The following is a 14,604-nucleotide window of genomic DNA, read 5'->3' on the forward strand; positions in this document are numbered from 1 at the left end:
TGGAACGGCTGGCCGAAGAAAATACGGCGGCTTAAAGCGCCAGCAGCGCCTCCGCCTGCTCGCGCAGCAACAGCTGCGAAAGGTCGTGGTTGAGCCCGTCTTCTGCATTCAAGTCATGGTCGATGAAGGGCAGGCGCACGCGCTGGGGCAGCACAGTGGTACCCAGGTACATCAGAATATCAGTGAGGTGCGTCATAGCGAGCAGGCCACCCTGGCTGCCGCTGCTCAGGCCTATCAGGGCCGCTTTTTTGCCCCTGATTCCGCCGGGATACGGCAGGCCGTCAATAAACGACTTAAGCACACCGGGGAAGGACGCGTTGTATTCGGGGGTGATGATAACCAGTTTGTCGCTGGCATCAAGCAGGCTTGCTAGTTTATTGAACACCGGGTTGGTGCCGGCGTTATCGTAAAGGGCCGACGAAGTAAAGTCAGCCGGCAACTCGGCCAGGTCTACAATCTGGCTTTCGGCGCCCAGGGTGGTTAGCAGGCTGGTGTAATAAGTGGCAACGCGCCGGGCGCGGGAATTGGGCCGGTTAGTGCCAACGAGGAGGGTTATCAAAACAGAGCAATAATTGTAAGAAGCAAGCAGACAACAGCCAACAACGGGTGAGGTTTACGGGCCAGCCGCCAAAAGGGCTATTTCATGGCCACCTCGGCGAACTCAAGGCGGGCCGCCACCCCCGCCACATTGAGCAAAATGATGGCGTGGAGTAGCGGCAAGCATGTGGGAAGGGGAGGCCCAGGGGAACGTACGGTACCCAAACCCGGCACCACACCGGCCTTGCCAACGTCACCCGTTTCGGAGCGTCGCGCAACAAGCCCAGCCTGGCCCTGGGTATTGGCCAACGCCGGTACGATGGAACAAAAAAAGCGCGACGGAGAACCGTCGCGCTTTCTGGTAGCCGAATGCCGGGGTTTTACGCCAGGTTATTCGATGTAGCCTTGGCCGAAATGTACTCCCGGTTCAGGATGGCAATGTTTTCCAGCGAAATGCCCACGGGGCATTCGGCAGCGCAGGAGCCAATGTTGGAGCAGGCGCCAAAGCCTTCCTTGTCCATCTGCTCAATCATGTTCTCTACCCGGGTTTTGCGCTCGGGCTTGCCCTGCGGCAACAGCGCCAGCTGCGACACCTTGGCCGAAACGAAGAGCATGGCCGATGCATTCTTGCAGGCTGCCACGCAGGCCCCGCAGCCAATGCAGGTAGCGGCTTCGAAAGCGCGGTCTGCAATGTCTTTGGGAATGGCAATTTCGTTGCCGTCGGGCACACCGCCGGTGTTCACGCTCACGTAGCCACCGGCCTGAATGATGCGGTCAAACGCCGAGCGGTCCACGCTCAGGTCCTTGTTTACCGGGAAAGCATTGGCACGCCAAGGCTCGATGGTGATGGTGTCGCCATCCGAGAACTTGCGCATGTGCAGCTGGCAGGTGGTGGTGCCCTTCTCAGGACCATGGCTGCGCCCGTTAATGAACAAGTCGCACGAGCCACAGATGCCCTCGCGGCAGTCGTGGTCGAAAGCCACCGGGTCTGTACCAGCGTGCAGCAGGTCTTCGTTCAGCACGTCGAGCATTTCCAGGAAGGACATTTCGGGCGAAATGTCCTTCACCTTATACTCCACCATTTTTCCTTCGGTGGAGCGGTTAGGCTGCCGCCACACGTTCAGGGTCAGGTTCATCGGTTTGGCGTTGGGATTGGAGCCGGCCATATTTTTATTTCTCGTTTGTCATCCTGAGCGCAGCGAAGGACCTTATCACGCTAGGGCTCGGTGGGTTTAAAACTAACTGGCGCGAGCGTGATAAGATGCTTCGCTGCACTCAGCATGACAGGTGATTCTTACTTGTAGCTGCGCTGGGTCAGCTTTACGTTTTCGAATGTCAATTCTTCCTTGTTGAGCTTCTCGGGCTGGTTCTCACCCTGATACTCCCAAGCCGCTACGTAGGCGTAGTTTTCGTCGTCGCGCAGGGCTTCGCCTTCCGGCGTCTGGTACTCCTCGCGGAAGTGACCGCCGCAGCTTTCGTTGCGGGCCAGGGCGTCGTCAACCATCAGCTCGCCCAGCTCGATGAAGTCGGCCACGCGGCCGGCTTTTTCCAGCGTCTGGTTGAGCTCTTCGCCGGTGCCGGCCACGCGCACATCGCTCCAGAACTCTTTGCGCAGGCGCTGAATTTCTTTTTTGGCAAATTGCAGGCCTTCGGCGTTGCGCGCCATGCCGCAGTATTCCCACATAATGTGGCCCAGGGCCTTGTGGAACTGGTCGGGGGTGCGGGTGCCTTTGATGGCCAGCAACTGCTCCGTGCGGGCTTCTACCCCCGCTTTGGCCTCGGCAAAGGCCGGGTGCTGGGTATCAACGGGCTTGGGAGCCGTGGCCGCCAGGTAGTCGCCAATGGTGTACGGAATCACGAAGTAGCCGTCGGCCAGGCCCTGCATGAGGGCCGAGGCACCGAGGCGGTTGGCGCCGTGGTCCGAGAAGTTGCACTCGCCGGTAGCGTACAGGCCGGGAATGGTGGTTTGCAGGTTGTAGTCAACCCAGAGGCCACCCATGGTGTAGTGCACCGCAGGGTAGATGCGCATGGGGCGCTCGTAGGGATTCTCGTCGGTGATTTTCTCGTACATGGCAAACAGGTTGCCGTACTTCTGGCTCACGCCTTCGGCGCCGATGCGCTGGATGATTTCGGCAAAGTCCAAGTACACGGCCAGGCCGGTAGAGCCCACGCCGCGGCCTTCGTCGCACATCTGCTTGGCGTTGCGGGAGGCCACGTCGCGCGGTACCAGGTTGCCAAAGGCAGGGTACTTGCGCTCAAGGAAATAATCCCGGTCGGTTTCGGCAATGTCCTGGGGCTTCACCTCGCCTTTGCGCACCCGCTCCGCCATCTCGGTGGTTTTGGGTACCCACACGCGGCCGTCGTTGCGGAGCGACTCCGACATCAGCGTGAGTTTCGACTGGTAGTCGCCGCTCACGGGAATGCAGGTAGGGTGAATCTGGGTGAAGCAGGGGTTGGCGAAGAACGCGCCCTTCTTGTGAGCGCGCCAGGCGGCCGTGGTGTTGCAGTACTTGGCGTTGGTGCTCAGGTAGAACACGTTGCCGTAGCCGCCGGTGGCCAGCACCACCGCGTGAGCAGCGTGTGTTTCGACCTCGCCGGTAATCAGGTGGCGCGTCACGATGCCGCGGGCCTGGCCGTCTACCATCACCAGGTCCAGCATTTCGGAACGGGTGTAGAGCTTCACCTTGCCGTAGGCTACCTGCCGGCTCAGGGCCGAGTAGGCACCGAGCAGCAGCTGCTGTCCGGTTTGGCCGCGGGCGTAGAACGTGCGGCTTACCTGGGCACCGCCAAAGGAGCGGTTGGCCAGCAGGCCGCCGTATTCGCGGGCAAAGGGCACGCCCTGGGCCACGCACTGGTCAATGATGCTGACCGATACTTGAGCGAGGCGGTACACGTTGGCTTCGCGGGCACGGTAGTCGCCACCTTTCACGGTGTCGTAGAACAGGCGGAATATGGAGTCGCCGTCGTTCTGGTAATTTTTGGCGGCGTTGATGCCACCCTGCGCGGCGATGGAGTGCGCGCGGCGGGGCGAATCGTGGTAGGTGAAGGCTTTTACGTTATAGCCCAACTCTGCCAGTGAAGCGGCGGCCGACGAGCCGGCCAGACCGGTGCCCACCACAATCACGTCGTATTTCCGCTTGTTGGCGGGGTTCACAAGCTTGACGTTGAACTTGTGCTTTTCCCATTTTTCGGCAAGGGGGCCTTCGGGGATTTTGGAATCCAACAGCATAAAGTAACGGAGTGATGGAGTGACTAGTGACCTATAGAACAACCGAGGGCCGCTGGTGTTGCCGCCCGGGCAATTATTCTACGGCGCGTAATCCAAACAATTTTAGAAGGCCGAAGCCACGGATTGGATGAACGCCGGAGCGTTCGAAACCACGTCGCCCCGCTCGTTGGTGAACAGGAAGAAGTACAGGGGCATGGAGGCGAAGCCCGCCGATACCACCACGGCGAAGACGTAGCCAGCGTACTTAATGAGCGGCATGTACTTGCGGTGGTTCAGGCCCAGGGTTTGGAAACCCGAGCGGAAGCCGTGCCACAGGTGGTAGCCCAGGCTGATTTGGGCAGCTACGTAGAGCAGCACGTACCACCAGATGTGGAACGACGACACCACGGCCAGGTACAGGTTGTCGTAGTCGGCCGTTTCCAGGTCGACCCCGCCCATCTTGGGAAGGTCGCCGGCAAAGCGGGCACGCCAGAAGAAGTTGTAGAGGTGGACAATCAGGAAAATCAGGATGATGGTGCCCAGGATGCCCATGTTGCGGGACGTCCACTCGCTGTTCTGCTCGGCTTTCCATTGCGCGTAGCCGTGGCCGCGGGCGGCCTTGTTGCGGCGCGTGAGAGCAAACGCCTCGTAAATGTGAAAGCCGAAGCCCAGTACCAGCACCCACTCAATGGTGCGGATAATGGGGTTGGTGCCCATGAAATGCGAGTACGCATTGAAGGCCGCGCCACCGTCGTGCTTGAATAACTGCAGGTTGCCGACCAGGTGAATTACCAGGAACGAGCACAGAAACAGGCCCGTAACGGACATTATTATCTTCCGGCCGATGCTGCTGGTTAAAGTTTTTGTTATCCAACTCATAAAGTAGCCAAACTGGGGAAGTGAAGAGGTATGTTTATAGAGCCCAAAGGTAGGCCCCACCCGCTAACGGAACAATGCACGGACCTTATTCATGCCCGTAAGCACTGCGGGGGAGGGCATTGGGCGGCAAGGTGAATCTATCCGCCGCGCGCATCGTTTACACGCAGGGCGACTTTGTACACAAAATAACCCTCCGGGGCAGCTCAATGTTAGCCTGTTAGCATTTTTTTTGGCTGGTGCCGACCGGTGCCCAACCGTCCATCCGTTCTCGTTATTGTTTCTGTATGGTACAGTCTACACTATTTCGGGTCAGTGGCATGGTGCGGGGGGCGCTGTTGCTGGTGCTGCTCGCGGCGGCTATGACAGTGGCCCCCACCTCGGCCTGGGCCACGCACATCCGGGCCGGCGACATTCGGGTGAAGCCCGACACGACGCTGCCGGTGAGTGGCCGCAACCCACGCCGGGTGTTTTTCAAGCTCACGCTTTATACCGACAACAGCTCGTCGGTGCTGGCTGATTTTGCCACCGTGTTTTTTGGCGATGGGGTGTCGAGCTGCAAGGACGGAGCACCGCGCCAGGGCGGACGCCGGCCCATTCCGGGCAACACCGACACCAGCGTCAACGTCTACTATTTCGAGCACACGTACCCCTCCGCCGGCCAGTTCACGGTAAGCTACATCGGTGAAAACCGCAACGATGCGCTGAACATGGACCGGCCACTGGCCCAGACGTTCTACATCAGCACCACCTTTACCCTGGACCCGTCGCTGGGCGGCAACAGCTCGCCCATTCTCACGGCGCCCGCAGTGGACAAGGCCGGCGTGCGGCAGGTGTTTTTGCACAACCCCGCTGCTTTTGATGCCGATGGCGACTCGCTGGCTTTCCGGCTGCGCACCAGCCAGCAGGTAGCGGCCGGCATCGACGGCTCGGTGGGCCCGCCCTGTGCCGGTGGCACCGGCAACAACCTGCCCGTGCCCCAGACGGTGACCAACTTTCGCTACCCCAACGACCCGCTGATTACGGGTAGCGCCAACCCGCCGGTGCAGGTGGCTTACGAGGGGCCGCCCCGCGGCATTCCCGATGCGCCGGCCATCTTCGAGCAGGACGTGCACACCGGGCAAATCACCTGGAACGCGCCGGTGGCTGTGGGCTTCTACAACGTGGCCATGGTGGTGGAGGAGTGGCGGCGCACGCCCGCTGGCCGCCGCAAAATAGGGGAGGTGATTCGCGACATGCAGATTATTGTCTCGGCCACCAACAACCTGCGCCCCACCATCACCATTCCGGAGGACATCTGCGTGATTGCGGGCGAAACCGTGACGGGACTGGTAACGGCCGTGGACGGCGTGTCGGCCACCAGCCCGCAGACGGCGGTTGACCTGTTTGCGTATTCCGGAATAATTCCGCCCGCCACGTTTACCCAAACGGCCAAGGGCCCGCCCACGGCGCGGGGCACGTTTGTGTGGCAAACGCAGTGCAACAACGTGGCCCGCCTGCCTTATCTGGTCGTGTTTAAGGCCCAGGATACTCCTTCGCCCATCACGGCGGCCAACCCGCCACTAATTGACGAGAAAACCTGGCGCATTACCGTCATAGGGCCTGCACCGCAGAACCTGCGTGCCACCAGCATCATCGGCACCTCCGCTACCGACCCTAACCGCGTGCGGCTGGATTGGAACCTGTACCAGTGCGCAAACGCGTCGCGCATTCTTATATACCGCAAGGTCAACCCGTCGGGCTTTGTGCCGGGGCCCTGCGAAACGGGTATTCCGGCTTCGGCGGGCTACACCTTTGTGGCTTCGGTGCCGGCTTCGGCTACCACGTTCACCGACAGCAACACCAGCGCCGGCGGCCAGAACCTGGGCCTAGAGCGCGGCCAGAACTACTGCTACCGCATTTACGCTGATTTTCCGGGGCCCGCGTTCGGGGCCAGCATTGCCTCGGCGGAGGCGTGCGCAGCTTTCCCCGGCGCGCCTACCCGCCTGGTGAAAGTGGACGTGGAAAATACCGGCACGACCACCGGCCAGATTGAGGTGTGCTGGACGCGCCCCAAAGCCATTGGCGGCGACGGCGTGCCCAGCTACGTGCTGTCGCGCGGGGTGGGCCTGGCGCCCATTGCCTTCACCACCATTGCCACCATCACCACGCTGGCCGACACCTGCTTCACCGACACGGGCATCAACACCCAGGACCTGCAGTACACTTATAGGATAGAGTTTGTGCGCACCTTTCCCGCTGGCAGCAACCAGCCGCCCGTGCGTGAAACGGCTCCCACGGCCAGTAGCATCCGGACCACGGCCGTGCCCGCCAATGCTGCTGCCACCGCCGTAACCGTGCGCTGGACCTACAACGTGCCCTGGGACAACACAACCCGGCCGGCCGTAATATTCCGCCGCACCGGCAACACGGGGCCCTACGTGCGCCTCAACACGGCCCCCACCGGCGCCACCGGCGGCACCTACCTCGACAACGACCCCGCCCTGGTGAAGGGCCAGACCTACTGCTACTACGTGCAGACCGATGGCCTCTACCCCGGCGTGCCGTACCTCAATTCGCTGCTGAACCGCAGCCAGGAGCAGTGCCTAGTGCTCACCAGCCCGCCCTGCATTCCGGTGCTGAGCCTAGCGCCCACCAACTGCGACAGCCTGGCGGCGCTGCCCGAGTTCCCGGGCCTAAACCAGCGCTACGCCAACCGTTTGAGCTGGCGGGTGGGCGCCCTGCCTGCGGGTTGCGATGCAAATATTGCCAGCTACCGCGTGTACTACCGGCCCACGGCCACCGGCGCCTTTGCCCTTATCGGCACCACGCCGCTCACTTCGTTTACCCACAACGACCTGGAGTTTTCGGGCGGGTGCTACGCCGTGCAGGCCGTGGCCCCGAGTGGGGCGGTGAGCGATACGAGCAACGTGGCGTGCCAGGACAACTGCGTATTCTTCGTGCTGCCCAACATCTTCACGCCCACCGGCGACGGGGTCAACGACGTGTTCCGGCCCAAGAACAGCAGCCCGGTGCGGCGCATCCGCTTCCAGGCCTTCAACCGCTGGGGCGTGAAGGTTTTCGAGAACGTGACCACCTCCGCCGACCGCGTCCTCATCAACTGGAGCGGGGGCGGGCCGGTGGCCGAAGCCAGCAGCGGCAACAAGGTGGTTGATGGCATTTACTATTACCTGGCCGAGGTGGAGTTTGCCGACTTTGCCAACACCAAGCGCACTTACAAGGGCTGGGTAGAAATTGTGCGCTAACGCCCCGTCTTTTGTTAGCTATTGGCAAGGGTGCTCCGTATAGGGAGCACCCTTTTATTTTAATCTGTTGACTGGTAAGGCGAAGAAATTCAGGACGAATACTGGTGCAATCTTTCGGGTGGCGCGTGGGGTTGTGCGGTACAGGCACGCATTCTCGTTTACCTTCAAACTTTCTTGGGGCTGCGGCTGCCTTTTCGCCGCCCAGCCGGTTATCAGCTGGCGAGGTGAGGCCGCTGGTTTTGGTGCTTAATTTTCTACGCTACCCCTTTAGTATGCAGCATTTCTTTTCACTACACCGCAAGGTTAGGGCCCGGCTTGGGCTGCTGGCGGCCGTTCTGCTTGTGGGGCTGGGCCTGATGCCGGAAACGGCGTCGGCCTCGCACATCCGCGCCGGCGACATCCAGGCCAAATCCGATACCACGCTGCCCGTTGCGAACCGCAACCGCCGCCGGGTTTTCTTTAAAATGGTGCTTTACACCGACATCGTCGGCATTGGCGGGCAAACGCCGGCCAAGCAGCCCACGGCTACCATCTTCTTCGGCGACGGTACCTCGTCGTGCCTGGATGCCGTACCGCGGGCCGGCGGCGAGCGGTCTATTCCGGGCAATACGGACTCCGCGCTCAACATCTATTTCTTCGAGCATACCTATCCCTCGTCGGGGGAATTTACGGTTAGCTTCATTGGGGAAAACCGCAACGGTGGTGTGCTGAACATGGATAATTCGATAAACCAATCGTTTTACATCAGCACTACGATTACCCTGGACCCGGCCCTGAACTTCAACAACTCACCCGTTCTCACCACACCGGCTATTGATAAAGGCGCAACGGGGCAGGTGTTTTTGCACAACCCCGGTGGGTTCGACGCCGATGGTGACTCGCTTGCCTTTAAGCTACAGGACAGCCGCAAGGTAGCCCTGGGAGTGGAAGGCACCCTGGGCGCCCCCTGCACGCTCGGTAACGGAGGCGTGGCCACGGGCAACAACCGCCCCCTGCCGGTGACGGTGCCCAACTACCGGTTTCCGGCCGACCCCATTCTCACGGGCGGGGCCGCGGTGCAGGTGCCCTACGCCGGCGTGCCGGCCGGGCGGCCGGGCGAGGCGGCCATTTTTGTGCAGGACGTGAACACCGGGCAAATCACCTGGAATGCGCCCAGCCGGGCGGGCATTTACAACGTGGCCATGGTGGTGGAGGAGTGGCGGCGCACGCCCGCCGGCCGCCGCAAAATAGGGGAGGTGATTCGCGATATCCAGATTATCATAACCAACACCCCCAACCTGCGGCCCACCATCACCATTCCGGAGGACATTTGTGTGATTGCGGGCGAAACCGTGACGAGGCAGGTGACGGCCGTGGACGGCGTGTCGCCCACCAGCCCGCAGACGCCGGTTACGCTGTTTGCTTTTTCGGGCATCATTCCGCCCGCCACGTTCACCCAAACGGCTACCGGCCCGCCCACGGCGCGGGGCACGTTTGTGTGGCAAACACAGTGCAACAACGTGGCCCGGCTGCCCTACCTGGTGGTGTTCAAGGCCCAGGACAATCCCTCGCCCGTGACGGCAGCCAACCCGCCGCTGATTGACGAGAAAACCTGGCGCATCACCGTAGTCGGCCCGCCGCCTCAGAACCTGCGCGCCGTCCCCGATGCCAGCACCGGCCTCAACCGCTCCCTGCTCACCTGGAACACCTACACGTGCGCCAACGCCCAGTTTATTCACATCTACCGCAAGGAAAACCCCTCGGGCTTTGTGCCCGGCCCGTGCGAAACCGGCATTCCAGCCTCGTCGGGGTATGTGCGCATTGCCACCGTGCCGGCCAGTGCCACTTCCTTCACTGATAACAACACCAACGCCGGCGGCCAGAACCTGGGCCTGGAGCGGGGCAAAACGTACTGCTACCGCATCTATGCCGATTTCCCCGGGCCTGCGTTCGGGGCCAGCATTGCCTCGGCCGAAGCCTGTGCCAGCTTCGTGGGCCGCGCCGCCCAGCTCAAGAACGTGGACGTGGAAGTGACCAGCGCCACCCAGGGCCAGATAGCGGTGCGCTGGACGCAGCCCCGCCCCGCGGCGGGTACCGTGTTCGACGGCACGCCTTCGTTTGTGCTCTCGCGGGCCGAGGGCTTGGCGCCTACTGCTTTTGTGCCGGTGCGTACTTTCAACTCCCTCAACGACACGTCGTTTGTTGATACCGGCCTGAACACCTTGGACCGGCAGTACACTTACCAGCTGGAGTTCATCCGCACCTTCGGCAACGGCAGCCTACCGGTGAGGGAAGTGGCCGCGCCCGCCAGCAGCGTGCGCGTAACGGTGGTGCCCAACAACCCGCCCACCTCCTTCACCGTGAGCTGGACCTACCGCGTGCCGTGGGACAACTCGCTCAAGCCGGTGGTGATATACCGCCGCACGGGCACCACGGGGGCATTCGTGCAGATTGCCACGGCCCCCACCACCGCCACCGGCGGCACCTACCAGGACCGGGACGCCGCCCTGGTGAAGGGCCAGACTTACTGCTACTACGTGCGGACCGAGGGCCAGTACGCGCCCACCGGCTACCTCAGTTCCCTGCTCAACAAAAGCCAGGAGCAGTGCGCTGCCCTGATTGCCGCGCCGTGTACGCCGGTGCTGAGCTTAGCGCCCATCAACTGCGACAGCCTGGCAGCGCTGCCCGAATTCCCGGGCCTAAACCAGCGCTACGCCAACCGGCTCAGCTGGCGGGTGGGCGACTTGCCCGCCGGCTGCGACGCAAATATTGCCAGCTACCGCGTGTACTACCGGCCCACGGCCACGGGCGCCTTTGCCCTTATCGGCACCACGCCGCTCACTTCGTTTACCCACAACGACCTGGAGTTTTCGGGCGGGTGCTACGCCGTGCAGGCCGTGGCGGCTTCGGGCCTGGTGAGCGACACGAGCAACGTGGCGTGCCAGGACAACTGCGTGTTTTTTGTGCTGCCCAACATCTTCACGCCCACCGGCGACGGGGTCAACGACGTGTTCCGGCCCAAGAACAGCAGCCCGGTGCGGCGCATCCGCTTCCAGGCCTTCAACCGCTGGGGCGTGAAGGTTTTCGAGAACGTGACCACCTCCGCCGACCGCGTCCTCATCAACTGGACGGGTAACAACCAAAGCGGCGAATCGGGCGCCAGCACCAGCACGCGGGTGTCAGGCGGCATTTACTACTACCTGGCCGAGGTGGAGTTTGCGGACTTTGCCAACACCAAGCGCACCTATAAGGGCTGGGTGGAAGTGGTGCGCTAGCACCGGGCCACGCTCACAGCCCGCACCCTGAAAAAGGCCACTCCGCAAGGGTGGCCTTTTTCGTGTTGATTTGTGCGAATGGCCGCTTTTGTGCAGCTTGCAGCCCCAACCGCTGCGGTGGTTGGCAGCCCGGCGGCCTGCTCAGTGGCCCGTTCCAATTCCTAACAACCTTCGACGTGAACCCGATTTCCGCTTCTGATTCTGTGAAAACCGCCATCGTATTTCCTGGCCAGGGCAGCCAGTTTCCGGGCATGGCCCGCGAGCTGTTCGACCAAAACCTGGAAGCCCGGGCCCTGCTCACGCAGGCCAACGACATTCTGGGCTTTAGCCTGACCACCATCATGTTTACGGGTTCCGACGAGGACCTGCGCCGTACCGACGTAACCCAGCCCGCCATCTTCGTGCATTCGGTGGCTCAGTTTGTGGCCCGCCCGGAGCTGCGGCCCGCCATGACGGCCGGCCACTCCCTGGGCGAGTTCTCGGCGCTGGTGGCCGCGGGCGTGCTGCGCTTTGAGGACGCGCTGCCGCTGGTGGCCCGCCGCGCCCAGGCCATGCAGGCCGCCTGCGAGGAGCAGCCCGGCACCATGGCTGCCATTCTGGGCTTGGACGATGCCACCGTGGAACGCATTTGCCAGGAGATTTCGAGCGCGGGCCACGTGGTGGTGGCCGCCAACTACAACTGCCCCGGCCAGCTCGTTATTTCGGGTTCGGCCGAGGGCGTGGCCGCCGCCTGCGAGGCCCTGAAAGCCGCCGGCGCCAAGCGCGCTTTGCCGCTGCCCGTGGGAGGAGCTTTCCACTCGCCCCTGATGCAGAGCGCCGCCGCCGCCCTGGCCGAGGCCATCGAGAAAACCACCTTCAACGAGGCCCGCTGCCCCGTGTACCAGAACGTGGACGCGCTGCCCCACTCGTCGCCGGCCGAAATCAAGGCCAACCTGCTGCGCCAGCTCACCGCGCCCGTGCGCTGGACCCAGGCCGTGCAGCACATGGCCGCCGATGGCGCCACCGAGTTTGTGGAATGCGGGCCTGGCAAGGTGCTGCAGGGGCTGGTGAAAAAGATTGTGCCCACGGCCGTAATCGGGTAAGTGGGGCCGCGCGTGGGGGAGAAGGGGCAGTGGTTTGGCTGGTTGGTGGCATGGGCGCTGCTGGTGCAGCTTGGCCTGTATGCCTGGGCCACGGCCCCCGGCCTGGCCGGCACCGCCGATTCGGGCTTTTACCTGCACGCCGCCGATACGCTGCGGGCCAGCGGCCACCTGCTCAACCCCGATGGTACGGCCTACCGCTACTGGCCGCCGCTGTACCCCGTGCTGCTGGCGTTGGGCGGCAGCTTGGGGGCGTTGCGAATATTGCATGGTGTGGCTCTGGCAATGAGCCTGTTGGCCTGGAGCCAGCTGGGGCGGCAGCTGTTGCCCCGAGCTGCCGCGTTGGTGTTGCCCTGGGCGCTGGCCCTGAGCACGCCTTGGCTGGTGGTGAGCAAGTTTGTGTGGGGCGAAACCGTGTTTCTGGCCCTGGTGGCGGGCTACGTGCTGGCTCTGTTCCGGGGGCTGCAAACGTGGCGCGGCCAGTGGTGGGCAGCCGCTACGGCCGTGGGATTTCTGCTGCCGTTGCAGCGCACGGCGGGGCTTTTCCTGCTGGCCGGCCTGGCCCTGGGATTGGTGGTGCAGCACAAGCAGCTGGCGCCAAAGCAGCGGCTGCTGGTGGCCGGCCATTTTGTGCTCACGGGCCTGGGCGGTCTGGCCTGGCACTTCTACGCCCTGCTGCTGGCCGCGCCCACCGTGTACAAGCTGAACCAAGGCTGGGCGCAGTTCTTCAGCTCTGCCGCCGATTACGGCTTTGTGTTGAGCCGGTGGCTGGTGCCGGTGCGCGCCGCCTGGCGGCCCGAGCTGACAGCGGTTTGGGCGCTGGCACTGGCGGGCCTGCTGGCCTGGCTATGGCCCCGGAATGCGGGCCTGAAAGAACGCCGGCTGGCCCCGCCTGCTATTGCGCCGTGGGTCCGGCATTTTCCCGCTGTGCTGTGGGTGGCTGTCGCCTTTTTCCTGTTGTTGCTGCTCGTTGCCACCACGTTTACCCGCAGCGCCGCCGGCCTCTACGATGCCGAGCGGTACGCCAGTGTGCTCTTCGGGCCGGTGGTGGTGTTGGGTCTGCTGGGAGTGGGGCGCTGGTTTACATCGCCGCTAGGTAGTAAAAAGTGGCTTTCCTGGCTGGTGATGGGGATAGTGGGATTATGGCTGGCTTACTCTGCTGGCCGCGCTGGCAGCAATGCCGCTGCGTTGCGCCAGTTGGCTCCTCTGAAGTTGCATGAGGGCAAGTAATAAAAATCCCTGTCATGCTGAGCGCAGCGAAGCATCCTATCAGGGCCGAACAATTCGTTCAGCGGTGAGAGGATGCTTCGCTGCGCTCAGCATGACAGGGATTAAGGCGGTTTTTACTCAGGCCCACCTTAGCACCACTACCAATAGACCCAACCTACCAGAACCTATTAGTACACACTACCTGCGCCTTTTTCTTGAGCCGCAGGCCCACCAAAATTTCGTGGCTGCCGCCGTTGTAGCCGGCCAGTTCGGAAAGGCCCGCATCGTAGGAATAGCCCAGCGTATACTGTTCATAGCTGAGGCCCACCATGGCCACGGCCGAGTCGAAGGCGCGCCACGACACGCCGGCCCAGAGCAGGTCCTGGTACTTGAGCTTGGCGTTAATGTCAACGGAGAGCGGGGCCGGGTTCACGGCTTTCACCAGCACCGATGGCACCAGCGACCAGTCGTCGTTGATGGGTAGCCGCACGCCGGCCGTGGCAAAGTAGTGCCGCTTTAGGAAGTTGCCGGGCGCGCCCTCGCCCATGGAGTTGGGGCCGTAGGAAAACTTGAGCTGGTTGCCCAGCAGCTGCGCGCCCGACACGCCCACGTAAAACTTGGAGCTGTACATCCAGGCACCTACCGAGGCATCGGGCACCCGCGAAGCAGAGCTGGCGGCCCGGGTCGTGCGGTCGAAAAACTGCAGCTGCTGGCCATCAACGGCAAACTGCTGCATGCCTGCCGTCACGCCCAGCGCCAGCCGCAGGTCGGGCGTGAGCACCATGTTGTAGGCGTAGGAGAGGTAGGCGCCGGCCCGGCTTGTGGGCCCGGTCACGTCGTTGTACACGATGCCGCCCACCGCGTGAAACGGCCGGCGCAGGTCGCGGATGGTGCGCTTGGGGGTGCTGCGCCACTTGCCCAGCGAGGAGCTGGCGCTGGCGTAGTAGGTTTTGGGCGCGCCCTCCAAGCCTGTCCACTGGGTGCGGTGGCTGAGCTTGATGTCGATGTAGTCCTCTACGCCCGTTGCGCCGGGGTTGAGGATGTAGTTGTTGTTCATGTACTGGCTGTACTGCGCCTGCTGCTGGGCCCAGGCGGGCGCAGCGGCCAGCAGCAGCGGAAGCAGTAGTAGGATTAGAGCTCTTTTCATAACAGGAATGGCCTTAGCGTCAATCTATCCAGGAAGTAGGTAGTCCGGC

The 14,604-nt window shown here is 62.7% G+C and carries 9 protein-coding genes; 4 read left to right on the top strand and 5 right to left on the bottom strand.

The window, feature by feature from the left end; all coding sequences use genetic code 11:
• Positions 1-31: 31 nt before the first annotated feature.
• The 4 genes from BEN48_RS02525 to BEN48_RS02540 all read right to left on the bottom strand — a co-directional run bounded on the left by BEN48_RS02525 (position 32) and on the right by BEN48_RS02540 (position 4,624).
• The gene (locus BEN48_RS02525; protein ID WP_070732626.1) at positions 32-559 is read right to left on the bottom strand and encodes an NADPH-dependent FMN reductase; all 528 of its coding nucleotides are present in this window, start codon (positions 557-559) and stop codon (positions 32-34) included.
• 358 nt (positions 560-917) lie between these two features.
• Positions 918-1,673: a succinate dehydrogenase/fumarate reductase iron-sulfur subunit gene (locus BEN48_RS02530; protein ID WP_070732710.1), complete on the bottom strand. Its 756-nt coding sequence runs from the start codon at positions 1,671-1,673 to the stop codon at positions 918-920.
• 158 nt (positions 1,674-1,831) lie between these two features.
• A complete protein-coding gene (locus BEN48_RS02535) occupies positions 1,832-3,766 on the bottom strand; it encodes a fumarate reductase/succinate dehydrogenase flavoprotein subunit (RefSeq protein ID WP_070732628.1) in 1,935 nt (644 codons plus the stop codon).
• A 102-nt stretch (positions 3,767-3,868) separates the two neighbouring features.
• The gene (locus BEN48_RS02540; RefSeq protein WP_083320686.1) at positions 3,869-4,624 is read right to left on the bottom strand and encodes a succinate dehydrogenase cytochrome b subunit; all 756 of its coding nucleotides are present in this window, start codon (positions 4,622-4,624) and stop codon (positions 3,869-3,871) included.
• A gap of 284 nt (positions 4,625-4,908) precedes the next feature.
• Here BEN48_RS02540 and BEN48_RS02545 point away from each other — a divergent pair, with 284 nt between their 5' ends.
• From BEN48_RS02545 to BEN48_RS02560, 4 genes are all read left to right on the top strand, one after another.
• Entirely contained in the window at positions 4,909-7,866 is a 2,958-nt protein-coding gene (locus BEN48_RS02545) for a T9SS type B sorting domain-containing protein (protein ID WP_094122915.1), read from the top strand.
• Between the two features lie 272 nt (positions 7,867-8,138).
• Positions 8,139-11,120 carry a T9SS type B sorting domain-containing protein gene (locus BEN48_RS02550; RefSeq protein ID WP_070732632.1) on the top strand — a complete coding sequence of 994 codons (2,982 nt, stop codon included), beginning with the start codon at positions 8,139-8,141 and terminating at the stop codon, positions 11,118-11,120.
• 203 nt (positions 11,121-11,323) lie between these two features.
• Positions 11,324-12,202, top strand: coding sequence for an ACP S-malonyltransferase (gene fabD, locus BEN48_RS02555; RefSeq protein WP_083320688.1), 879 nt, complete (start codon positions 11,324-11,326; stop codon positions 12,200-12,202).
• Positions 12,203-13,429: a hypothetical protein gene (locus tag BEN48_RS02560; RefSeq protein WP_070732635.1), complete on the top strand. Its 1,227-nt coding sequence runs from the start codon at positions 12,203-12,205 to the stop codon at positions 13,427-13,429.
• 154 nt (positions 13,430-13,583) lie between these two features.
• On the opposite strand, the gene BEN48_RS02565 is transcribed toward BEN48_RS02560, so the two are convergent.
• Positions 13,584-14,555 carry a PorP/SprF family type IX secretion system membrane protein gene (locus BEN48_RS02565; protein ID WP_070732637.1) on the bottom strand — a complete coding sequence of 324 codons (972 nt, stop codon included), beginning with the start codon at positions 14,553-14,555 and terminating at the stop codon, positions 13,584-13,586.
• Positions 14,556-14,604 lie beyond the last annotated feature (49 nt).

This window comes from Hymenobacter glacialis (assembly GCF_001816165.1).
GTDB lineage: Bacteria > Bacteroidota > Bacteroidia > Cytophagales > Hymenobacteraceae > Hymenobacter > Hymenobacter glacialis.